At 50.1% G+C, this 23,024-nt stretch carries 23 protein-coding genes (1 of these 23 only partly in view); all 23 read left to right on the top strand.

Annotated elements, in window-relative coordinates:
• The first annotated feature begins 169 nt into the window (after positions 1 to 169).
• Entirely contained in the window at positions 170 to 910 is a 741-nt protein-coding gene (locus B9D94_RS28225) for a vWA domain-containing protein (RefSeq protein WP_006207437.1), read from the top strand.
• The gene (locus tag B9D94_RS28220; protein ID WP_006207438.1) at positions 894 to 1,814 is read left to right on the top strand and encodes a serine/threonine protein kinase; all 921 of its coding nucleotides are present in this window, start codon (positions 894 to 896) and stop codon (positions 1,812 to 1,814) included. Before B9D94_RS28225 ends, B9D94_RS28220 begins: the two co-directional genes overlap by 17 nt.
• 41 nt (positions 1,815 to 1,855) lie before the next feature.
• On the top strand, positions 1,856 to 3,286 hold the full coding sequence (gene tilS / locus B9D94_RS28215) for a tRNA lysidine(34) synthetase TilS (RefSeq protein WP_148248876.1): 1,431 nt from the start codon (positions 1,856 to 1,858) through the stop codon (positions 3,284 to 3,286).
• A 68-nt stretch (positions 3,287 to 3,354) separates the two neighbouring features.
• Complete coding sequence (gene hpt / locus B9D94_RS28210) at positions 3,355 to 3,894, top strand: hypoxanthine phosphoribosyltransferase (RefSeq protein WP_006207441.1); 540 nt, start codon at positions 3,355 to 3,357, stop codon at positions 3,892 to 3,894.
• 99 nt (positions 3,895 to 3,993) lie between these two features.
• Positions 3,994 to 6,063, top strand: coding sequence for an ATP-dependent zinc metalloprotease FtsH (gene ftsH, locus B9D94_RS28205; RefSeq protein ID WP_006207442.1), 2,070 nt, complete (start codon positions 3,994 to 3,996; stop codon positions 6,061 to 6,063).
• A 230-nt stretch (positions 6,064 to 6,293) separates the two neighbouring features.
• Positions 6,294 to 7,232 (top strand): quinolinate synthase NadA, encoded by a 939-nt coding sequence (gene nadA / locus B9D94_RS28200; protein ID WP_006207443.1) that lies wholly within the window; start codon positions 6,294 to 6,296, stop codon positions 7,230 to 7,232.
• Between the two features lie 38 nt (positions 7,233 to 7,270).
• The gene (gene nadB, locus B9D94_RS28195) at positions 7,271 to 8,887 is read left to right on the top strand and encodes an L-aspartate oxidase (RefSeq protein WP_148248511.1); all 1,617 of its coding nucleotides are present in this window, start codon (positions 7,271 to 7,273) and stop codon (positions 8,885 to 8,887) included.
• A complete protein-coding gene (gene nadC / locus B9D94_RS28190) occupies positions 8,877 to 9,752 on the top strand; it encodes a carboxylating nicotinate-nucleotide diphosphorylase (RefSeq protein ID WP_036640958.1) in 876 nt (291 codons plus the stop codon). The genes nadB and nadC overlap by 11 nt, the downstream gene beginning before the upstream one ends.
• Complete coding sequence (locus tag B9D94_RS28185; RefSeq protein ID WP_006207446.1) at positions 9,749 to 10,513, top strand: type III pantothenate kinase; 765 nt, start codon at positions 9,749 to 9,751, stop codon at positions 10,511 to 10,513. The genes nadC and B9D94_RS28185 overlap by 4 nt, the downstream gene beginning before the upstream one ends.
• Positions 10,514 to 10,565: 52 nt before the next feature.
• Entirely contained in the window at positions 10,566 to 11,450 is an 885-nt protein-coding gene (gene hslO / locus B9D94_RS28180; RefSeq protein WP_063478232.1) for an Hsp33 family molecular chaperone HslO, read from the top strand.
• 20 nt (positions 11,451 to 11,470) lie between these two features.
• Entirely contained in the window at positions 11,471 to 12,406 is a 936-nt protein-coding gene (locus tag B9D94_RS28175) for a peptidylprolyl isomerase (protein WP_148248875.1), read from the top strand.
• Positions 12,407 to 12,827: 421 nt separating this feature from the next.
• On the top strand, positions 12,828 to 13,763 hold the full coding sequence (gene cysK, locus B9D94_RS28170; RefSeq protein WP_036640953.1) for a cysteine synthase A: 936 nt from the start codon (positions 12,828 to 12,830) through the stop codon (positions 13,761 to 13,763).
• Positions 13,764 to 14,026: 263 nt separating this feature from the next.
• On the top strand, positions 14,027 to 15,703 hold the full coding sequence (locus B9D94_RS28165) for an anthranilate synthase component I family protein (RefSeq protein ID WP_148248510.1): 1,677 nt from the start codon (positions 14,027 to 14,029) through the stop codon (positions 15,701 to 15,703).
• 1 nt (position 15,704) lies between these two features.
• On the top strand, positions 15,705 to 16,286 hold the full coding sequence (gene pabA, locus B9D94_RS28160) for an aminodeoxychorismate/anthranilate synthase component II (RefSeq protein WP_006207451.1): 582 nt from the start codon (positions 15,705 to 15,707) through the stop codon (positions 16,284 to 16,286).
• Positions 16,283 to 17,170: an aminotransferase class IV gene (locus B9D94_RS28155; protein WP_063478234.1), complete on the top strand. Its 888-nt coding sequence runs from the start codon at positions 16,283 to 16,285 to the stop codon at positions 17,168 to 17,170. Before pabA ends, B9D94_RS28155 begins: the two co-directional genes overlap by 4 nt.
• Positions 17,167 to 18,027 carry a dihydropteroate synthase gene (gene folP / locus B9D94_RS28150; protein ID WP_148248509.1) on the top strand — a complete coding sequence of 287 codons (861 nt, stop codon included), beginning with the start codon at positions 17,167 to 17,169 and terminating at the stop codon, positions 18,025 to 18,027. Before B9D94_RS28155 ends, folP begins: the two co-directional genes overlap by 4 nt.
• 31 nt (positions 18,028 to 18,058) lie before the next feature.
• Positions 18,059 to 18,421, top strand: coding sequence for a dihydroneopterin aldolase (gene folB / locus B9D94_RS28145; protein ID WP_006207454.1), 363 nt, complete (start codon positions 18,059 to 18,061; stop codon positions 18,419 to 18,421).
• A gap of 7 nt (positions 18,422 to 18,428) precedes the next feature.
• On the top strand, positions 18,429 to 18,977 hold the full coding sequence (folK, locus tag B9D94_RS28140; RefSeq protein ID WP_036640947.1) for a 2-amino-4-hydroxy-6-hydroxymethyldihydropteridine diphosphokinase: 549 nt from the start codon (positions 18,429 to 18,431) through the stop codon (positions 18,975 to 18,977).
• On the top strand, positions 18,929 to 19,135 hold the full coding sequence (locus B9D94_RS28135; protein ID WP_040680117.1) for a helix-turn-helix domain-containing protein: 207 nt from the start codon (positions 18,929 to 18,931) through the stop codon (positions 19,133 to 19,135). The genes folK and B9D94_RS28135 overlap by 49 nt, the downstream gene beginning before the upstream one ends.
• A gap of 231 nt (positions 19,136 to 19,366) precedes the next feature.
• On the top strand, positions 19,367 to 20,398 hold the full coding sequence (gene dusB, locus B9D94_RS28130) for a tRNA dihydrouridine synthase DusB (RefSeq protein ID WP_036640946.1): 1,032 nt from the start codon (positions 19,367 to 19,369) through the stop codon (positions 20,396 to 20,398).
• 209 nt (positions 20,399 to 20,607) lie between these two features.
• Positions 20,608 to 21,084, top strand: coding sequence for a transcription elongation factor GreA (gene greA / locus B9D94_RS28125; RefSeq protein WP_006207458.1), 477 nt, complete (start codon positions 20,608 to 20,610; stop codon positions 21,082 to 21,084).
• Positions 21,085 to 21,312: 228 nt separating this feature from the next.
• Entirely contained in the window at positions 21,313 to 22,824 is a 1,512-nt protein-coding gene (gene lysS / locus B9D94_RS28120) for a lysine--tRNA ligase (protein WP_006207459.1), read from the top strand.
• Positions 22,825 to 22,976: 152 nt separating this feature from the next.
• A protein-coding gene (locus B9D94_RS28115) for a hypothetical protein (protein ID WP_148248508.1) crosses the window boundary here: on the top strand, positions 22,977 to 23,024 show its beginning. The gene runs 492 nt beyond the window's last position; the window shows 48 of its 540 coding nt (coding positions 1-48); it begins with the start codon at positions 22,977 to 22,979; its stop codon lies beyond the right edge, outside the window.

Raw genomic sequence — 23,024 nt, 5'->3', positions numbered from 1 at the left:
TTCAGGTAAAATATGTGATTACCCGGGAAATGGAGGAACCTAAGAAGACCCTGAATCTTTTTCCGCCTATTCTTTTCCTATTGGTCGTTTGAACTCTCTTGAATGTGGAAATGATAGAGATAGAAGTCAAATCGATAGGAATGGATGAGACGGAGGCGATTATTTAATTATGAAACAAATTCTACTGATTACAGATGGATGCTCAAATGTAGGGGCCAGTCCGGTACTGGCCGCAGCCCATGCGCTGCAGGACGGAATTGTCGTAAACGTGGTGGGGGTTCTTGATTACGGGACGATCGGTGAGCTTGGGGGACTGGAGATTAAGGAGATTGCCAAAGCGGGAGGAGGCATTCACCGGATCGTAGGTACACCGCAGCTGGCACAGACGATGCAGATGATGACTCGGAAAACGGTGGTTCAGACGATCCAACAAGCGGTAAATAAAGAGATACAGCATATTTTAGGGAGCGGGTCATTGGAGGAGCTTCCGCCAGACAAGCGTTCACAAGTCGTTGAAGTGGTGGATGAGCTGGCTGAGACGTCATCCCTTCAAGTAGCGCTGTTAATTGATGCAAGTGCCAGCATGAAGCCTAAACTGGCTGCTGTTGAAGAGGCAATACGTGACTTGATGCTGAGCCTGAAAGCGCGCTTAGGCTCAAGTAAGCTGTCCGTATTCCATTTTCCGGGCAAGCATAGCGGCGAAGATGTGGTCATGGACGTGGATTGGACCTCGGATCTGGATGGTGCGAGGGGGATGTTCAGCCGGCTTCAGATGAAAGGGGCTACGCCGACAGGACCTGCCCTGTTAAAGGTGATTGAATTTTACCGATATGGTACACTAGAAGGTAATCAATCATGGCAGGGTGATTCCAGCCAAGAGGAAGGGATGCTCGGTGACTACGTTGTCTAACCCGGGTTACCCGCCAGGAACCGTAATTACCGGTAAATGGCGGAACAGCCGGTATATCGTGGAACGTATGCTCGGCAAAGGGGCTAACGGCAAGGTGTATCTGGTCCATCGGGCAGGAGTACGCGGGCGTTATGCTCTGAAAGTAGGTCATGACGCTCTGGATCTTCAATCCGAAATTAATGTGCTGAATGCGTTGAAAGAACAGATGCCGGACCCGTATCTTGTGGAGGCGGACGATCATCATGATGGCAGCCATGAGGTGTCCTTCTATGTCATGCGTTACATTGAGGGGAGCCCGCTGCATCGGTTTATTCGCAAACGCGGCACCGAGTGGGTAAGTCTGATTGGATTGAAGCTGCTTGAGAAGTTGTCTGTTCTGCATGCATCAGGCTATGCATTCGGGGATTTGAAGCCGGATAATGTAATGGTCTCGGCATACGGAAGAGTGGAGCTGATCGATTACGGAGGCGTCAGCTCCTTTGGGCGCAGCGTAAAACAGTTTACAGAATGGTATGATCGGGGATACTGGAATGCCGGAAGCCGAACCGGCGACGTATCCTATGATTTGTTCTCGTTTGCCGTGATGTGTATCGGCCTGCTGGATGAGAAATCCTTAAGGGAGGCATCTTGCCAGCTTCCCCAGACCCGCAGTGTTGCAGATCTGCAGCTGATACTGCGAAGAAACCCTGTGTTCAAGCCATACGCTGTCTGGCTGAATAAGGCGTTATGCGGAAATTTCGCGGATTCACGGGAAGCGTTGAACGAGTGGAAGAAACGGATGTATGAAGGCACAGCCAAGAGCGCGCGTCCTATTCCGGGGCGTACGCCTCGGTGGCTGAGGAACGCATTTGCCTTATCGTTAGTCATTATGGCCTGTGCCGTTTATTTCTTCTTCCGCTCATGAAGCAACGTCTTGTCACTGGGAGTTATAAAGGGGATCTGCAAGTGAAACAGGATTATTTACGGACATTTGTTCATAACGTGGAGCGAACCGCCGCAGAGTTTGAGCTGTGGTCGGAGGGTGATGGTATCGTGGTCGCTGTTTCCGGCGGCCCCGATTCCGTTGCGCTTCTGCACGTGCTGCACGAAATTTCGCTGAACCATACGCCGCTTAGGCTGATCTGCGCCCATGTGCATCATGGCTTTCGAACTGAATCGGATCAAGAGGCAGAGATGGTGCGTGAGTTGGCGAAGCGGCTGGGGCTCCCCTTAGAGACAGCGTTCATTGATATTCCTGCTTATATGGAAGAGAGCGGCAAGGGAGGACAGGAGGCAGCTAGAGAGAAGCGCTATGAATTTCTGCTGCAAACTGCACAGAAATACAATGCACGCTCAGTGGCTCTTGCTCATCATGCCGACGATCAGGCCGAGACGGTATTGATGAGGCTTCTGCGGGGAAGCGGTCTTCCCGGGCTTGCCGGAATTAAATTTAAGCGCACGGAAAAAAAAGTGGAACTTATCCGTCCGTTCCTTCGTATGTACAAAGCGGATATCGTGGAGCTGTGCCGGGTGTGCGGTTTCCAGTATGCGGTAGATAACAGCAATCTGCAGACGAAGTACCGCCGCAACGCGATTCGTCTGGAAGTATTGCCTTTCCTGGAACAATACAATGGGCAGTTCTCCTCCTCACTCAATCAGCTGGCCGAAATTGTCCAGCAGGAGGATGATTTTGTGGAGCGTGAAGCTGCGAAGCAATTTCGGAGAATGGTGCAGGAGAACGATGGGAGGCTCGCTTTCGACGCGCCTTCCTTTTTGGGCTTACATGTCGCTTTACAACGGCGTTTGATTAAACTAATATTAAATTACCTGCCCTCAGATCAGGAAAACACCGATTTTGTCAAGATTGAATCGGTTCGCCAAGGGATTCTTAACGATCAACGAAGCAATTGGCGTCTGGATCTGGGCGACGGCATTACCTGTGTTCGCGAGTATGGCCAAGTCCAGTTCTGGCCTAAGCCTCCGGAAGAACAGGGACAGTACATATACATTCTTGATTCTCCTGATGTTTCAGAGCTGTATGTTAAGGAAATCGGAAAAATGCTGAAATTGTCGTTAAAGACAGGAAGCGAAAGCCGGAGCGGCTCCAGACCATCGCCCTTTGTGGCGGATTTTGATGCGGATGGGCTGCAGTTTCCTTTAACCGTACGTAACAGACAGCCGGGAGACAAGATGAAGATCATGGGATTAAACGGAAGCAAAAAGGTGAAAGATATTCTCATTGATGAGAAAATTCCACCGTCTGTCCGTTCCCGGATTCCTATTCTTTGTGACAGTTCCGGCAGCATCGTGTGGATTCCAGGTGTACGACGTTCCGTTCATGCCGCTTGCGGGCGGCACACATCACGAATTCTCCGGATGGAGCTATCGGATGCTTAAGGCAAGTGTTAAACGAAGAATGGCCCGTTTCACGCTTTCATAGTATAAACGTAGGAGGTCCACTTAAGTTGCAGAATGACATTCAGGAAATACTCATCAGTGAAGAAGAGATTCACGCAAAAATTAAGGAACTCGGTTCCAAGCTAAGCGCCGAATATGCGGGACGCAATCCACTAGTAATTTGCGTTCTTAAAGGTGCGTTTATTTTTATGGCCGACTTGGTTAAATCCATATCAGTACCTCTGGAGCTGGATTTCATGGCTGTTTCCAGCTATGGGGCATCTACGAAATCCTCTGGCGTGGTCAAAATCATTAAAGATTTGGACGCGTCCGTTGAAGGAAGAGATGTTCTGATTGTGGAGGATATTATCGACAGCGGCCTTACGCTAAGTCATTTGATTGAGCTGCTTAAGAGCCGTAAGGCAAATTCGGTGTGCGTAGTTACCCTGTTTGACAAACCGGCACGCCGTACGGTGGATTTGCAGGCTGATTATACCGGGTTTGTACTGCCCGACGCTTTTGTTGTCGGATATGGACTCGATTATGCCGAGCATTACCGGAACCTCCCCTACATCGGGATTTTGAAGCCGGAAATCTACAGCAGTTAAACCGCGCCAATGGGCTGCTGCCACAGATTAGGGCCCTTTGTTGAGATGGCCAGACAGGCTGTGGTAAAATATCTTATGTGTCTTGAGAGGAGGTAGGGGATGAGTCGGTTCATCCGGAATTCTGGTTTTTATTTGATTCTATTTTTGGTCGTGGTGGGCATAGTTCAATTTGTCACCAATGGCGGCGAGCAAGCCGATGCCCCTAGTTATAACGAGCTGCGGCAGGAAGTCAAAGCTAACAACATAGAGGAAATGACGGTGCAATTTGACGGTTACGCTTATCTGGTGACCGGTAAGTATAGGGAGATTACCGAAGAGAAAAAATCGGAGAATTTCTCAACCTATATTCCTGCTACGGATGCAGCTATGCAAGAGCTGACTGCAGCCAGTGACAGCAACAAAGTCAAACTGACCGTGGTGCCAATGGAAGGCCAAAGCATTTGGCTGACATTACTTTCATCCTTTATTCCGCTCATCATTATGTTTGTTCTGTTCTTCTTCCTGTTTAATCAGGCTCAGGGCGGCGGCGGCAAAGTGATGAACTTTGGTAAGAGCAAAGCCCGCTTATATAATGAAGAGAAGAAACGGATTACATTTGAAGATGTAGCCGGAGCAGATGAAGAGAAGCAGGAACTTATTGAGGTTGTTGACTTCTTGAAAGATCCGCGCAAGTTTAACACGGTAGGCGCTCGCATTCCGAAGGGTGTTCTCCTTGTCGGTCCTCCGGGAACCGGTAAGACACTCCTGGCACGTGCTGTTGCCGGTGAAGCGGGAGTGCCATTCTTCAGCATTTCCGGTTCCGATTTTGTTGAGATGTTTGTCGGTGTTGGCGCATCTCGGGTGCGCGACTTGTTCGAGAATGCGAAGAAGAATGCTCCATGTATTATCTTTATTGATGAGATTGATGCTGTAGGTCGTCAGCGCGGTGCCGGTCTTGGCGGCGGACATGACGAGCGTGAGCAAACACTCAACCAATTGCTGGTCGAGATGGATGGTTTCGGAGCAAACGAAGGCATTATCATCGTTGCTGCAACGAACCGACCGGATATTTTGGACCCGGCGCTTCTTCGTCCGGGACGTTTTGACCGTCAGATTACAGTAGATCGTCCAGATGTGAAGGGCCGTGAAGCTGTGCTGAAAGTCCATGCACGCAACAAGCCGTTGACGAAGGATGTTAAATTGGACATCATCGCTAAACGTACGACAGGATTTACGGGTGCCGATCTGGAGAATCTCCTCAATGAGGCAGCCTTGCTTGCGGCACGCCGCAATCGTAAGGATATCTCCATGCGAGAAGTGGATGAAGCGATCGACCGTGTGATCGTGGGTACGGAGAAGCGCAGCCGCGTGATCAGTGACCGCGAGAAACGTATCGTAGCTTATCACGAGGCGGGTCACACCATTGTAGGTTACTTCCTCGAGCATGCGGATACCGTTCATAAGGTAACGATTATCCCTCGTGGTCGTGCTGGTGGATACGTCATTATGATGCCGAAGGAAGATCGGATGCTCGTGACGAAACAGGAATTGCTTGATCGTGTATCCGGTTTGCTTGGTGGTCGTGTAGCCGAGGAGTTGTTCATTGGCGAAATCGGTACCGGAGCATACAGTGACTTCCAGCAGGCAACCGGCATTATCCGCAGCATGGTTGTGGAGTACGGTATGAGTGAGAAGCTTGGACCGATGCAGTTCGGTACATCCCAAGGACAGGTGTTCCTGGGACGCGATATCGGACACGAGCAGAACTATAGTGATCAAATCGCTTATGAGATCGATCAAGAAATGCAGCGGTTCATCAACGATTGTTACGAGAAGTCTAAAGAGATTCTGACCAAGCATTCCAAAGAAGTTCACCTGATTGCGAATACGCTTCTTGAGATGGAAACACTGGAGCTTGAGCAAATCAAGAATCTCATTGAGACTGGATCAGCTGAAGGCAATGGCAATGGAGAAGGTGAAGGTTCTTCCGAGAGCGGCGAACCGATCATCGACAACATTGGTGACGTGAAAGTTCGCATCCAAGGGAAAGAAGACGGAGATCAGCCGATTTCCACGGAAGAAATTCCGAACAACCCGATGGATTCGAATGATCAACAGCCGGAGCCTAAAGATTCGGACCGTAAGGATCCTCCAGATGGATCGGACAACGGAAACAGCAGGTTAACGTAATATTCGCTGATAAAACATCGAATACCGAATAAAATCGAAGAACCGGAGAACGATAATTCGTTTTCCGGTTCTTTTTGTGCTTTCTATCACATTGACAGGGCACAGAACGAACGTGTACATTAGTTGTTAAATAAGGATGCGCATCCTTTCACAAAGGTATAAACCATCCTGGAAGTCACATGGTCATCAAGCGGTTTACAGCCGGACTACATAAAGGGAGAGGGTCGATCATGGAAGCTTTGGCACTGGAGCGTAAGGCAGAGCAAAACCGTGAACTGCGTGAGCGGTTAATGCAATTGAAGAAGGAACGTAACGCAATTATTTTGGCTCATTATTATCAACGGGATGAAATACAGGAGGTCGCTGATTTCCGCGGGGATTCCTTCTTGCTTGCGCAGAAAGCAGCACAAACCGATGCTGAGGTTATCGTATTCTGCGGTGTGCACTTTATGGGTGAGAGCGCTAAAATCCTGGCACCGGGCAAAACCGTTCTTATTCCTGATGAGCGTGCCGGTTGTCCGATGGCGGATATGGTGAACGTTGACGGCTTGCGGAAGTTGAAAGCGCAGCACCCGAATGCAAAAGTGGTAACTTACATCAATTCATCAGCTGAGATCAAAGCAGAAACAGATATCTGCTGTACTTCATCCAATGCGGTAAAGGTGATTCAATCCGTCGATTCAGATGAAATTATATGGGTGCCTGATAAAAATTTAGGGCACTACGTCCAGCAGCATACCGACAAGAAGCTGATCATCTGGGAAGGGTACTGCAACACGCATGATATGCTGACCGTTAAGGATGTTGTCGAGATGAGAGCCAAGCATCCTGGTGCCGAGTTTGTGGTGCATCCGGAATGCCGTCCGGAGGTCGTTGCGATGGGTGATTTTGTAGGCAGCACAACTGCGATTCTGGAATATTGCAAAAATTCGTCTGCCAAGGAGTTTATTGTAGGTACAGAGGATGGCACAGGATATCAGCTTCGATTGGATAGCCCGGATAAATCGTTCCATTTTGCCACGAAATTCCTGGTTTGTCCCAATATGAAAGTGAATAATCTCAAAAAGCTGGTCAAAGCACTGGAAACGATGAAGCCGCAAATTTATGTGCCTCCGGTCGTTGCAGAGAAAGCCAGAACTTCATTAGAGCGCATGTTACAGGTTAAGTAGCATGCGCTACTCTTTCGTGAAAAGACAGGTGAGGCATCGTGATACCGCAGTATTTGATTGATTTTGAACTGAACGATCTGCCGGTCGTCCAGACGGATGTTATCGTCATCGGTTCAGGCATTGCGGGTTTATATACGGCCATTTTGGCAAGTGCCACTCAAAAGGTGCTGCTGATTACAAAGAAATCGCTGCTCGAGAGCAACACTCGTTATGCTCAAGGCGGCATTGCTGCCGTAACAGCTGAAGATGACTCTCCGGTCTACCATCGCCAGGATACCCTGATGGCAGGGGCGGGACTATGCTCATCTACTGCGGTGGATGTCCTCGTAAATGAGGGACCGGTTGGGGTTCAGGAGCTGATTCGTCTTGGGACGATGTTTGATGTCGAGAATGGCGAGCTTGCGCTAACCAAGGAAGGTGCGCACAGTCACCGTCGTATTCTTCATGCTAATGGGGACGCTACCGGATATGAAATTGTACGTGCCCTTTCCATTCAGGTTGAAATGCTTCACAATATAGAAGTATGGGACGATCATTTTGTCATTGATCTGGTCACGGAGCAAGGGGAATGTCACGGTGCATTGGTACAGATGCCGGATGGCAGGCGGGTTTTTGTACGTGGGCGGGCGACCATTATGTGCTCAGGAGGCGCCGGCCAGCTGTACAGGTATACAACCAACCCGGAGGTTGCGACAGCCGACGGTGTTGCTATGGCTTACCGGGCAGGTGCGGACATCAGGGATATGGAATTCATTCAGTTCCATCCCACGGCACTTAGCTATCCGGGTGCACCACGGTTTCTGATCTCCGAGGCGGTTCGTGGCGAGGGCGCTGTTCTTCGTAATATCAAAGGGGAACGGTTCATGCCAAAGTACCATGACTTGCTGGAGCTGGCCCCCCGGGATATTGTTGCCCGGGCCATTGTCAGCGAGATGGAAGCGACGCGGTCTACCTTTGTGTATCTGGACATTACCCATGAGTCACCAGAGATGGTCAAACATCGGTTCCCGACGATTTATGAGACATGCATGCAGTATGGACTTGATTTATCGTCAGATTGGATTCCGGTCTCCCCGGCTGCGCATTATATGATGGGGGGCATCAAGACCAATTTGCACGGAGAGAGCAGCGTGAAGCGCTTGTTCGCTTGCGGAGAGGTTTCGTCTACCGGCGTTCATGGAGCGAACCGGTTGGCAAGCAACTCGCTTTCGGAAGCGGTTGTATACGGCAGTCGCATTGTGGAACGTATTCAGAAGCTCCCTGAACCATCAGAAGGGCCTCTTCATGTATCATATCAGCTTGGACGTAAGGATGCCCCGTCACAAGCGATAGTTGAAAAACGCCTGAAACTTCAAAAAGTGATGGTACGATATGCAGGGCTTCGCCGCAATCGGGATACCCTATTAAGAGCTGCAGAAGAGCTTGGCCGTCAGCTGCCATTGTTCCAAGCGCTGCTCTCGAAACGTGAGGAATACGAGTTTGCCAACATGCTCACCGCATCCCTGCTCGTGGTTCAGGGCGCGCTGGGTCGCGAAGAAAGCCGGGGAGCCCACTACCGTGAGGATTTCCCGGATCGGAACGACAGCGTATGGCAGAAGCATATTGTGCATACTCGGGATCAAGAGATGACGGAGGAATTGAGCGATGATGTTTAACGGATACCATGATGGCCTTCTCCAGAGCATTCGGACATGGCTGCAAGAGGATATTGGATCAGGGGATATTACAACCCTTACCACGATTGAGCCGGGTCACGAATCCAAGGCTGTTATTCATGCCAAGGAGGCAGGGGTTGTTGCGGGCATGCCTGCCGCAGAACTCGTATTCGAAACGGTCGATCCTTCCCTGACGTTTACGGCATTTGTCCGTGACGGTGACATGGTGGAGAAGGGTACCATTCTCGCTGAAGTGGAGGGAAGCACGCATCGTATTTTGACAGGGGAGCGGCTCGCTTTGAATTTGCTTCAGCGGCTGTCCGGCATAGCAACCCGAACACGTTCTTTTGTTGACATGCTGGAGGGATTACCGACCCGACTGGTGGATACTCGCAAAACAACACCAGGGCACCGTATGCTGGAGAAATATGCGGTTCGGGTCGGTGGCGGTGCGAATCATCGATTCGGCTTGTACGATGCCGTCATGATCAAGGATAATCATATTAAGGGTGCAGGCGGAATCGCGCAAGCGGTGAGCCGGGCAAGGGCTAATATTCCACATACAATGACCATAGAAGTTGAGACTGAGAGTTTTGTGCAGGTGGATGAAGCTTTGGAGGCAGGCGCTGATATCATCATGCTCGATAACATGAGTCATGACATGATGGCGGAGTCTGTTCGGAGAATCAAGGCCAGGTCCCCTCATGTGCGTGTCGAGGCGTCGGGAAACGTGACGCTGGAGACCGTGCGCGGGATTGCCGAAACCGGAGTGGATGTGATCTCCGTTGGACGGCTGACTTATTCTTTTCACAGCCTGGATATCAGCCTGGATCTTAACGAGAAGAAAGGAGGAGCAGTGGATTGATTCTGGTTGTAGATGTAGGGAATACCAATATTGTGCTGGGGGTATACCAGGGCAAGAAGCTGCTGCATGATTTTCGGATCAGTACAGCGCGTCAATCTACCGTGGACGAATACGGCGTATTAATTCACAATTTGTTTCAAATGTCGAATATATTGGTAAGCCAAATAGAAGGGGTTATTGTGTCTTCCGTAGTTCCTCCGCTTGTAGGCGTGGTTGAGGAGATGTGTAATAAATACATTGGCAAAGCCCCTCTTATCGTGGGACCGGGCATAAAAACCGGGCTTAATCTGCGGTACGAAAATCCGCGTGAGGTGGGCGCTGACCGAATCGTCAACGCTGTGGCAGCCGTCGAGCAGTACGGAGGGCCGCTGATTGTAGTGGATTTCGGTACGGCGACGACGTTTGACTGCATTGATCGGGATGGGAATTACCTCGGCGGTGCTATAGTGCCCGGGATTGGGATTGCCACGGAGGCCCTTGTACAGCGTGCTTCCAAGCTCCCGCGCATCGAGCTCGAGAAGCCCAAAAAGGTAATCGGACGCAACACCGTCCATGCCATGCAGGCCGGCATCGTGTATGGATACGCAGGCCAGGTCGATGGTCTGGTCAAACGCATAAAAGCCGAGATGGGAACGGACAATGTTAAGGTTATTGCTACCGGCGGATTGGCCGAGCTGATCGCAAGCGAGACGGAATCCATTGAGGAGATTGCCCCGCTTTTAACGCTTGAAGGCTTGCGCATTATTTATGAACGGAATTAATCGTTATACTTCAGTTGGACATAACAACTAAGAAGGACAAGGAGGCCTCAAGATGGATAAACAAAAAGACCGTATGCTGCGGGGAACTGCACTAAACGGAAAAGTACGGACATTTGCCGTTCGGACAACCGAACTGGTAGAAGAGTTGCGCCGGAGACATGATACGTTCCCTGTCGTCACAGCCGCTTTGGGCCGTACCGTGTCAGCAGCTGCGATGATGGGAGCCATGCTGAAAGGAGACGAACGCCTTAGCATACAAGTACGCGGCGATGGACCGATCGGACTGATTGCAGCCGAGAGTAGTGCCAACGGAGAAGTTCGCGGGTATGTCAAAAATCCGCATGTCGAGCTAACGAACATTCGTCCGGGCAAGATGGACGTTGCAGCAGCGGTGGGTACCACCGGCCACATTGATGTGATTAAGGATTTCGGCCTAAAGGAACCTTATCGGGGCAGCGTTCCGATCATTTCAGGTGAGCTGGCCGAGGATTTTACGTATTATTTTGCCGTTTCGGAGCAAACCAATTCCGCGGTAAGTCTGGGTGTGCTGGTTTCACCGGATTACACCGTGGCGAATGCCGGAGGTTTCATCATTCAGCTCCTTCCTGGAGTGTCCGATGAGGAGATTACGGAGTTGGAGCTTGCGTTAAGCAAGATTCCACCGATTACCGAGCTGCTGGAAGAAGGACTGGAGCTCGAGGATATCCTAAAGCGGGTTGTTCCGGATGTGACCATTCTGGAGGAAACGCCAGTGATCTTCAGCTGCGACTGCTCCCAGGAGCGGGTTGAGCGCGCATTGATCAGCTTAGGACTTGAAGAGCTTGAGCAGATGATTGAAGAGGATGGCAAGGCGGAGGTTTCCTGTCATTTTTGCAATGAGAAATATACTTACGATGAAGAACAGCTAAGATCCGTGCTAGAGCGGGCCAAATCTTAACGTTGGGATGAGCGACCGTGATGACGAGACAAGAGAAGGGATTGTGGGCGACCGTCATTGTCTTGACAGCATGCGTAATAGGTATGGGCGGCTGGGTGCTGTTTTCGGGGATTTTTTCGCAGGAGGCTTCGCCATCATTGAAAGATGGATCCCTGGCAGTCGCATCCATACAGGACAGGGCGATCACTGAAGACGAATGGGTTGACGAGCTAAAAAAGCGTTATGGCCGTGAAATGCTGATGACCATGCTGAATCGGCAAGCGGTAGCTCTGGAGGCCAAGGCGAAGGGCATTGATATTACGACGGCGGAAGTAGATGCGGAGATCGATGTGATGAGCCGCAGCTACGGTTCAAAGGAACGGTTCTTATCGGAAATGGAAGACCAGTTAGGGATTACCGAAGCAGAATTAAGGATGGAAACGACCTATAGGATGCTGCTTGAAAAAATCGCCACCTCTGATGTTTATATCGAACCGCAGCAGATTGATGCTTATCTGGAGTTGTACCCTGATCAATTTCGCCCCAAGAAACAACTGAATTTGTCCATGATTGAAGTGGCTTCGGAGGATGAGGCGAACCAGGCCATGGACCGGCTGGAGAACGGTGAAGATTTTGCTGCTCTCGCGTCTGAGATATCCTTGGATGAATACACCCGTGAGGAGGGCGGACAGATAGGGCTGATCGAAGAGGATGATCCTTTTCTGCCGCCCGCACTGCTTGATGCAGCTTTAGAGCTTGAACCAGGGGATATTGCGGGACCTATCTCACTCACAGACACCTATGCGATCGTTTATCTGCACGATATTATTGAGCCTAAGGCTCCCAGCGAGGACAAGATTCGCGAAGCGGTTCGTAAGCAGCTAGCGCTGGAACAGTCGATATCCTTATCGGAACTGGAGCGGCAGCTTCGGGAGAAGTATGAGGCACGAATCAGCGCGGGCACAGTCACGCTGTAGATCAAAATGAGGAAAAGCTCGCTGTAGCGGAGTAAATCTGCTGCAGGAGCTTTTTTTCACTTAAGTTAACCTTATTCGTCAAAGCAAGGGACACAGCGGCATTTCAGATTCCGCAATGGTAAGGGACACGCCCTCTTCTCGTTCAAGAGACGCAGGAAAATCCGCCTAGAAATGTTGAATTTCGAGCAATGGGATATTGACAATGGCTTATAACGTTGATAAGATGAAAGAACGAAAACCTACCTTTTTACTCGGATATTAGGAAAGCCGAAATAATCGAAAGTTTCAGATTATGCTGGCTCCACTATCTTTTTAACACATCCCAGACACTACAAATTCAATGATTCGACATTAGAATGAATAACATCATTATGTATTGACTATGTTTGTACATTTTATATTTATGAGGAGGGCTTTATTCATGGCAAAAGTCGTCAATAATGTGACGGAATTAATCGGTGGAACTCCACTTGTCCGTTTAAACCGGATTGTACCCGAGGATAGCGCAGAGATTTATCTGAAGCTGGAATACCAGAACCCGGGAGCAAGCGTTAAAGACCGCATTGCAATCAGCATTGTGGAAGAGGCGGAGAAAGACGGCCGCTTGAAACCAGGTGATACTATAATTGAAGCAACAAGTGGAAATACGGGTATCGGTTTGGCGATGGTGGCTGCTGCCAAAGGCTACAAAGCAGTTATCGTTATGCCTGAAACCATGAGCCTGGAGCGCCGCAACCTGCTGCGTGCCTACGGAGCGGAATTGGTCCTGACGCCAGGATCGGAAGGTATGAACGGCGCGGTTAAGAAGGCAGAAGAAATTCAGAAAGAAAATGCCGGATTTTTTATGGCTGAGCAATTCAAGAACCAAGCCAATGTGAAGATACACCGTGAGACGACAGGTCCTGAAATCGTGGAAGCCATCGAGTCCATCGGAGGTTCCCTGGATGCGTTCATCGCTGGTATCGGAACAGGCGGTACGATCACAGGAGCAGGTGAAGTGCTGAAAGGCCAGTTCCCTGACATCAAAATCATTGCGGTAGAGCCCGCTGCTTCGCCGATCCTTGCCGGAGGCAAACCAGGTCCTCACAAGATTCAAGGCATCGGAGCAAACTTTATTCCTGAAATCCTGAATCAAGAAATCTACGATGAGATCGTGCACGTAGAGAATGATGATGCCTTTGAAACATCCCGTCGTGTGGCGAAGGAAGAAGGCGTTCTTGGCGGTATTTCTTCCGGTGCTGCTGTATATGCTGCATTGAAGGTGGCTAAAGAGCTGGGTAAGGGCAAACGGGTGGTAGCTGTGATTCCAAGTAACGGGGAACGTTACCTGAGCACGCCTCTCTATAACTTCGAATAAGACGACTTTAAGATAAAACTGCGAATTTTCCCGTTCCGTTAGGGTCTGGACATACGTAGTTATAAGGAAGCCTTCAATGTGTTTTATAGCATTGGGGGCTTTTTGTGTATACTACTCTCAAAGAGAACGCTTTAATGGAATCCAGGCTCATCCATGGACAAAAATTATTGTGGGACATGCCCTATTTAGGGTTTTCAAGAGAAGCGGGATACAGTATACTGACAGGCAACAGTAAGGCTTTTGAAGACTAAGGGAGGATCGGCATGGAAAGAAGAGTGAAGCTGGCCCAGTGGCAAGAATGGGCTAAAGAGGGCTGGTCCGTAGTTCCCTATCTGGTTCAATATAAAGGAACATCAAGAGGGTTGCCCTTGTCCTGGAGACATGCATGGAAAGCGGCGTCGCCGTATGCCTTCGTGCTGGAGAGCGGCAAGGGCGGACGCTACACGTATCTTGGATTGCAGCCGGTTTCCATTCTCCAGGGAAAAGGAAGCAGCGGCGAGGTCATAGAGCTGTCCAGCGGTAAAAGAACGAACGTAACAGGAGAGCCGCTGCATCTCCTGGAGCAGTGGATGGGAGCCTGGAAGGCCCCCCGTGTGCCGGGATGGCCCGATTTTCGTGGAGGCTGCGCCGGTTTCCTGAGCTATGATGTGGTCCGCTCGATTGAACAGCTCCCCACGATGGCCAAGGATGAGCCGGGCTTTCCGGATTACCTGTGGATGCGCATGGAAGAGATTTGGATATATGATCACACCGATGATAGCATGTACTGCTCGGTTCACGTTCCGCTGCCATGGGCAAACAAATCAGCAGCCCTGGACATTCAGTCAGAAGAGCCGGTGTCAGTGTCGGGTGATCCTTCAGGCACGTGTAATGACTTGGTACTTGCGCCCGAGCAGGAGAAACTATTGGGCCAGTTATATGAAACAGCCGCTATTAGAGCTGAATCCATGCTGTCCCAGTGGAACGAGATGTTTGGAACAAATTCAGGAATCGGTGTTATGTCCGAAGATGAGCATGTGCGGCAGGAACGGCAGGCAAAAGCACAGGAGCTGTCCGGGCCCAACGTTGAGATCTGGGATCGGCTGCAGATTGATTTTTCACAAGAAGCATTCCAGCAAGCGGTGTTATCCATTCAAGAATACATCCGCCAAGGCGATGTGTTTCAGGTGAATTTATCCTTAAGGCGGCATTTGCAGCTGCATGCGGACCCTGCTGATATTTATGAATGGCTGCGTATATTGAATCCGTCGCCTTACATGGGGTATTTGTCCTCACCTGGCTTTAGTCTGGCGAGCGGCTCACCGGAGCTGCTGGTGAAGCTTGATGGCGATGTTGTGTCTGCGCGGCCGATCGCAGGAACCCGCCGCCGCGGAAGCAACCCGGATGAGGACGCTGCTATGGAAGCTGAGCTTCTTGGCAGTGAGAAGGAACGGGCGGAGCATATCATGCTGGTTGATCTGGAGCGGAATGACATTGGACGGATTGCGGCATACGGATCGGTTCATGTTCCTGAGCTGATGACGGTGGAGAGATACTCCCACGTGATGCACTTGGTGTCACAGGTGGAGGGTCAAATTGCAGAGGGAAACAATGCATATGATGTCATCGCGGCAACATTCCCTGGCGGCACTATAACAGGCGCTCCCAAAATCAGGACCATGGAAATCATTGAAGAACTGGAGCCTGTTACCCGGGGGCCTTATACCGGCTCTATGGGCTGGATCGATTATAATGGGGATATGGAGCTAAACATTATTATCCGGACCCTTGCGGTACAGGATGGGATTGGCTACATTCAGACGGGAGCGGGTATCGTGATTGATTCCGATCCTTATCGAGAGTACAGGGAGTGCCATAACAAGGCAAAGGCTTTGATTGCGGCACTGATGTGCAGTGAAGAAGAAGCTGCAGCGGTGGCTGCGAATATAGGGGGGAAATAACATGATACTTGTCATCGATAACTATGATTCGTTTACGTATAACCTGGTTCAATACTTGGGAGAGCTCGGAGAGGAAGTCAAGGTATACCGGAATGATGAGATTGATATTGCCGGGATCGAGGCATTGGCACCGGATCATATTCTCATATCGCCTGGACCGGCCACACCGAATGAGGCGGGTATCAGCCTGGAGATTATTGAACACTTCAAGGGTGTCATTCCAATCTTCGGTGTTTGCCTCGGTCATCAGGCGATAGGCCAAGCTTTTGGTGGCAAAGTGATTCGCGCGGAGCGGCTGATGCACGGGAAAACCTCGCCCATTCACCATACAGGCGATTCGGTCTTTGAAGGTCTGCCGGTTCCTTTCACTGCAACGCGTTATCACTCGCTGATCGTGGAGAAGGAGAGCCTGCCGGATGATCTTGAGGTTACCGCCTGGACCGAAGAGGGCGAGATCATGGGCTTGCGCCATAAACAATATCCGGTTGAAGGTGTGCAATTCCATCCGGAATCGATTATTACCGATCACGGTCATCAGATGCTGCGCAACTTTTTGAAGCGCACGGCTGGCGCCAAGGCATGAGATTCATTGGCTTGAACGGCGGCATCGTGGATGCTGCCGGGGCTGTGGTGTCTGTAATGGATCACGGTCTTCTGTACGGAATGGGCGTATTCGAGACGTTTCGCACCTATCAGGGGAAGCCATTTCAATTAGAGCGGCACTTGGAACGACTTATGGATAGCTGCCGACAGCTTGGGATAGTCCACATGACAGACCATGACGGGATGAGCCGCTGGATATCGGAGCTGATGGAGGCTAATGGCCTTCAGGATGCTTATATCCGGTATACGGTTACGGCGGGCGAGGGTCTGCTGGGTCTGCCTCTCGGTGATTATGTGAAGCCCTTCGAGATCCTGTTTGCTAAAGAGCTGCCGGTCACGAAGGAAGATGTATACGAAAAAGGCAGAGTGATGCGCCTGCTGTCTCTTCCAAGGAATACACCGGAATCCCCTGTCCGGATGAAATCTCTGCATTACATGAACAATATACTCGCAAAGCGGGAATTGGAGCGGTATCCTGCCCATCCCGGCGGACCGGCAGAAGGCTTGATGCTAACCGCAGGAGGGGATGTGGCTGAGGGTATTGTCAGCAACGTCTTTTTTGTCAAAGAGGGGCATTTATATACGCCTGATATCAGTACGGGCATTTTACCGGGGATTACCCGGGCCGTTGTCCTGGAACTGGCTGCCGAGCTTGGAATCGAAGCCGAAGAAGGGCACTACAGCTGGGAAGTATTCAGCGGAGCGGATGAAATATTTACGACAGGCTCTGTTCAGGAAATCGTACCGGTCACGACACTGATTGGATCGGGAGATCAGTCTATTGTCATTGGACAAGGTGCGGCCGGTCCAGTAACCCGGGCATTGCAGAGTGCGTATAGAAGGAAAGCAGGGTATTATGTATGAGAACAACCATTTACGAACGTGAATATCGTCTGAGCAAAGATGCTGCGCTTAAGCTGGGCCAGTCCACGCTCATTATGGGCATATTGAATGTAACGCCGGATTCGTTCTCGGACGGAGGCCGTTATAACGATACGGAGCGAGCGGTCGAGCACGCGCTGCAGCTTGTCGAAGAGGGAGCCGACATCATCGATATCGGCGGGGAATCAACACGTCCGGGACACGAGCCGGTCGGGATTCAAGAAGAGCTCGCCCGTGTTATTCCAGTTATAGAGGCTATTCACCGGCATGCTCCGCATATCCCATTGTCGATTGACACCTATAAAGCTGAGGTTGCCCGTCAGACTATTGAAGCGGGAGCCCATATCATCAATGATATTTGGGGTTTTAAACATGATCCCGATATGTCGAGAACTGCAGCGGAGCTGGGGTGTCCCGTTATTCTGATGCATAATCGTCTTGATCGGAACTATGTCAATCTTATAGAGGACGTTAAACGGGATTTGCTGGAAAGTGTCGAGATTGCACGATCTGCTGGCGTTAAAGATAATCAAATTCTGCTTGATCCGGGCATCGGCTTTGCCAAGGACTATGACGAGAACATGAAGGTAATGGCATCCCTCGATGAGCTTGTAAGTCTCGGATTTCCGGTGCTGCTGGCAACCTCCCGCAAAAGGTTTATCCAGACTGCGCTTGGTGCCCCTGCGCAGGATGTACTGGAAGGCACAGCGGCAACGGTGGCCTATGGTATTGCGCAGGGCTGCCAGATCGTTCGGGTGCATGACGTGAAACATATGAAACGTACAGCGAAGATGTGTGATGCTATGACTTACGCTTCGACGGAGCTTCGACGCATTTAATTTTTGGGGATACGGAAGGACGGAATCTGAGATGGATAAGATGATACTGAGCCGCATGGAATACTACGGATATCACGGAGTGTTTGAGGAAGAGCGCAAGCTGGGACAGCGCTTCTATGTGGATCTTGAGCTGGAGATGGATTTGAGTAAAGCTGCCAAAACGGATGATCTGACGCTGACGGTAAATTATGCCGAGATTCATGACCTCTTGCTGGACATTATGCGGACAGAATCATTCCGCCTGATCGAAGCTTTAGCGGAGCATATTGCATCTAAGGTATTGGACACTTATACTATTATCGATGCTTTAACGGTCCGATTGACGAAGCCGCACCCGCCTTTTGATATTCATTTTGAAGGTGTGACCATTGAGCTGCACCGGACCAGAAAGTGAGACGATCATGAATTCACACGCTACCTCTGAGAACTCAGAGGCTTATATTGCTTTAGGGGCTAATCTGGGAGATCGCGAGGGCAATCTGATGGAGGCTCTGGAACGGTTGGATGAAGTGCCCGGTATTACGGTAGAGCGCATTTCCAACATGTATGAGACCGATCCGGTCGGGTATGTTGATCAACCGATGTTTCTCAATATGGCGGCAGCCCTGTCAACCTCGCGGAGTCCTCATGAGCTTCTTGCCGAAATGCAGCGGATTGAGAAAGAGCTTGGCAGGGTCCGTCATATACACTGGGGACCACGGACGGTGGACCTGGACCTGCTATGGATGGAAGGACGCCGTTTGGATACGCCGGACCTTATTCTTCCCCATCCCCGTATGCAGGAGCGGGCCTTTGTTCTCAGACCGCTTTCCGATATCGTGTTTGAGCATGAACCTTCGGGTCTGTACCCCGTGGTGAAGACAGCACTTGAGAACCTGGAAGGAAAGGAAGGAATACAGCTTTGGAAAACAAGCAATTGGCGCAGCGTATCCGCGCTTTCCGAAAATTGAAGGGTTTGACCCAGCAAGAGCTTGCAGAGCGAACCGGTATTTCTTTGGCTGTATTGGGTTCAATTGAGCGGGGGAACCGCCGTGCCGAGGAGCAGATGCTGGTGCAGATTGCGGATGCGCTGGAGATTACACTGCAGGAACTTAAGGAGCGCAGCTAGATAGACTGCATAACGACGCGAGGGCAGGTTTATTTTTCAGAAACCCCGGTATTAATATAGGAGAGATCTTTTTGGGTAGCTATCTACCTGAAAATATGCAAATTTTTCGACTGGACTACCCTACGATTAATGCGTATGATGGTTTGGTTTGAGACTTAAGGATCCTGCCTGGCGGGGTATACAGGATCCTTCCACTATAAATATTTGAATAGGAAAGGAGTGATATAAGAAATGGATAAATTGAAAATCGCTAACATCGAGATGAAGAACCAGGTTGTTCTTGCTCCTATGGCAGGCGTATGCAACCCGGCCTTCCGATTGATTGCCAAGGAATTCGGCACAGGGCTGGTCTGTGCTGAGATGGTCAGCGGTAAAGCGATCGTTCACGGGAACAAGCGCACCCAGGAGATGCTGTTCGTGGACGAGCGGGAGAAGCCGCTGAGCCTGCAGATTTTTGGCGGTGACCGTGATTCCCTGGTGGAAGCGGCCAAAGTCGTGGATCAGCAGACTAACGCCGATATCATCGATATCAACATGGGCTGTCCTGCACCGAAAGTAACGAAGATGGATGCTGGCGCACGCTGGCTTCTGGATTCCAACAAAATCTATGAGATGGTTGCAGCAGTCGTTGATGCAGTGAACAAGCCGGTAACGGTCAAGATGCGAACGGGTTGGGATAGCGATCACATATATGCTGTCGAAAATGCACAAGCTGTCGAACGTGCAGGGGGACAGGCGGTGAGTGTTCATGGACGTACGCGTGAGCAGCTGTACACCGGGCATGCCGATTGGGATATCATCCGGCAAGTGAAGGAAGCCGTCTCTATTCCGGTGATCGGTAACGGCGATGTGGTTACGCCAGAGGATGCACGCCGGATGCTGGACATTACGGGCTGCGACGGAGTCATGATCGGCCGTGGTGCGCTCGGGAATCCTTGGATGCTGTATCGCACCATAGAATACCTGAAATCGGGCCAGCTGCTGCCGGATCCGGCTCCGCAGGAGAAAATCAGGATAGCTATCCTGCATATGGACCGCTTGATTGCCCTGCGTGGGGAAGAGGTCGCGGTACGGGAAATGCGCAAGCATCTGTCCTGGTATCTGAAAGGGCTGAAGGGTTCAGCCCGCATTAAAGATATCATTATGGAAGAAACGAAGCGCGATGAAATGGTGAGCCTCTTGGACAACTTTGTGAACAGTTTGGAGCACCAAGAAGAATCGACGAAAAGTGTATACCCTCAAGCCGCAGCGGCAATGGGGTAACCTTGCTTGCAGGCTGTTAATGGGTGCGTGTATGCGACATCCGTAACAGCCTTTGCGCGCATTGACTTTTTGAAATGGTTCCCATATAATCTTTCAGTATAAATTCAAGAAATTGAGCAGGCATCAGAGGGAGTTCTGATCCCCAAGAATTCGCATATAGTAAGTTGATATCGTGGTTTAAATTATTTACATGACAGGAGAATCGGTTTATGAGCGATAAAGAGGTCATTCTTACACAGGACGGTCTGAAGAAACTGGAGGACGAACTTGAGAATCTGAAGTCTGTAAAACGCCGCGAAGTGGCGGAACGGATTAAAGTTGCCATCGGTTACGGTGATATTAGTGAAAACTCCGAATATGAAGACGCCAAGAACGAGCAAGCCTTTATCGAAGGCCGGATTATTACGCTGGAGAAGATGCTCCGTAATGCGCGTATCATCAACAATGATGATATCAATACCGATATAATCGGTGTGGGCAACACGGTGCTTGTTGAGGATTTGGAATTTGGCGACACGATGGAATATACCATTGTTGGTTCGGCTGAATCGGATCCGCTGAATAACAAGATCTCCAACGAGAGTCCTGTCGGCAAAGCGATCATTGGCAAGCAAAAAGGATCGGTAGTGGATGTTAACGTTCCTGCGGGCGTTATTCAATATAAAATTGTAGACATTAAGAAGTAAGTCGGAATGTGATGTAGAAAGCTTCCTTCGGGGGGCTTTTTTAAATAGGCAAGGTCGTGTGAAGGGCTTAAATGGTTGCTGGCAGTCTGATTGGGCTGCCCATACGTTTAAGTCCTTGGCGAATGTATACAAGTGATTTGAGAGCTGTCCGGATGGTATGTAGGTGACGGCTTTTGTGCTGCTCTATGGGGATTCACGATGGAAGTGAAATGAAGGAGATGAATGACGATGACGGAAGAAATAAACAATCAGGAACAAGAGCAGGAGTTAAGTGAGCTTTTGCAAATCCGCCGCAACAAACTGGACGAGCTTCGCAAGCTGGGTATCGATCCGTTTGGTGGGAAGTATGAAAGAGAAAATCACGCAGGTGATATTCTAAAAGAGTATGACGGACTCTCCAAGGAAGAGCTGGAAGAGAAGCAGGTGGAAGTGAACCTGGCTGGCCGGATTATGGCTAAACGCGGCATGGGCAAGGCTTCTTTTGCTCATATTCAGGACCTGAGTGGTCGCGTTCAGATTTATGTTCGTCAGGATTCCGTTGCAGAAGCACAATATGAAGCATTCAGCATCCTTGATCTTGGTGACATCATCGGAGTGAAGGGGGTCTTGTTCAAGACCAAAACCGGTGAGACAACCGTGAAAGTGAAGGAGCTGGAGGTTCTTTCGAAATCGCTGTATCCGCTCCCTGAGAAATTCCATGGCCTGAAGGACGTGGAACTTCGTTATCGTCAGCGTTATGTCGATCTTATCATCAATCCGGATGTTCAAAAGACGTTCATTACACGTTCCCGTATTATCCAGTCGATGCGCCGTTATCTGGATTCCCTGGGCTATCTTGAAGTGGAAACCCCAACTTTGCATTCGATCGCTGGCGGGGCTGCGGCACGCCCGTTCATTACGCATCACAATGCATTGGACATGGAGCTGTATATGCGAATCGCGATTGAGCTTCACCTGAAGCGTCTGATCGTGGGCGGCTTGGAGAAAGTGTACGAGATTGGCCGTGTATACCGTAATGAAGGCATCTCTACCCGTCACAATCCGGAGTTCACGATGATCGAGCTCTATGAAGCATATGCGGACTATAAGGATATTATGGCACTGACCGAAAACTTGATAGCCCATATTGCACAAGAAGTGCTCGGTACACAAGTGATTTCCTACCAAGGCCATGAAGTGGACCTGACTCCGCAGTGGCGCCGTGTATCCATGGTGGACGCTGTCAAAGAGATTGTGGGCGTAGACTTTGGTGTTGAAATGTCCAATGAGGAAGCTCATCGTCTGGCAAAAGAACATAAGGTTCCGGTTGAGCCACATATGACATTCGGGCATATCCTGAACGCATTCTTTGAGCAGTTCGTTGAAGAAACGCTGATTCAGCCGACCTTCGTGACCGGCCATCCGGTTGAGATCTCACCGCTTGCGAAGAAGAATGACGTGGATCCACGGTTCACGGATCGTTTTGAGCTGTTTATCGTGGCGCGTGAGCATGCGAACGCATTCTCTGAGCTCAATGATCCGATTGACCAGCGTCAACGTTTTGAAGCACAGATGAAGGAAAAAGAGCAAGGTAACGATGAAGCACATGAAATGGATGAAGATTTCTTGCGTGCGCTGGAGTATGGTATGCCGCCAACAGGCGGACTTGGTATCGGGATCGATCGCTTGATCATGCTGCTTACCAATGCCCCATCCATTCGCGATGTCTTGCTGTTCCCACACATGCGCAATAAAGAATAGAAGTGGCTTTGTTTTCATAAGTAGTACAAAAGGCAGCTGACTATAGTTATCTATAGTGGGCTGTTTTTTTATTTCACGAGGGTATCTTGTTTAGGGAACAAAGCTGTGTTAAATTTATTTAATACGATTGTATTAAATAAGGGGATGGCCAAATGATTGTTTTTTTTATAGTTGCCTGTGAAGTTTTGTTCTGGATATTT

Origin of the sequence: Paenibacillus sp. Cedars (genome assembly GCF_003184205.1) — a bacterium.
GTDB lineage: Bacteria > Bacillota > Bacilli > Paenibacillales > Paenibacillaceae > Paenibacillus_AQ > Paenibacillus_AQ glucanolyticus.
Note: the sequence above shows the minus strand (reverse complement) of the source record. Positions and strands in the feature narration are given on the sequence as shown.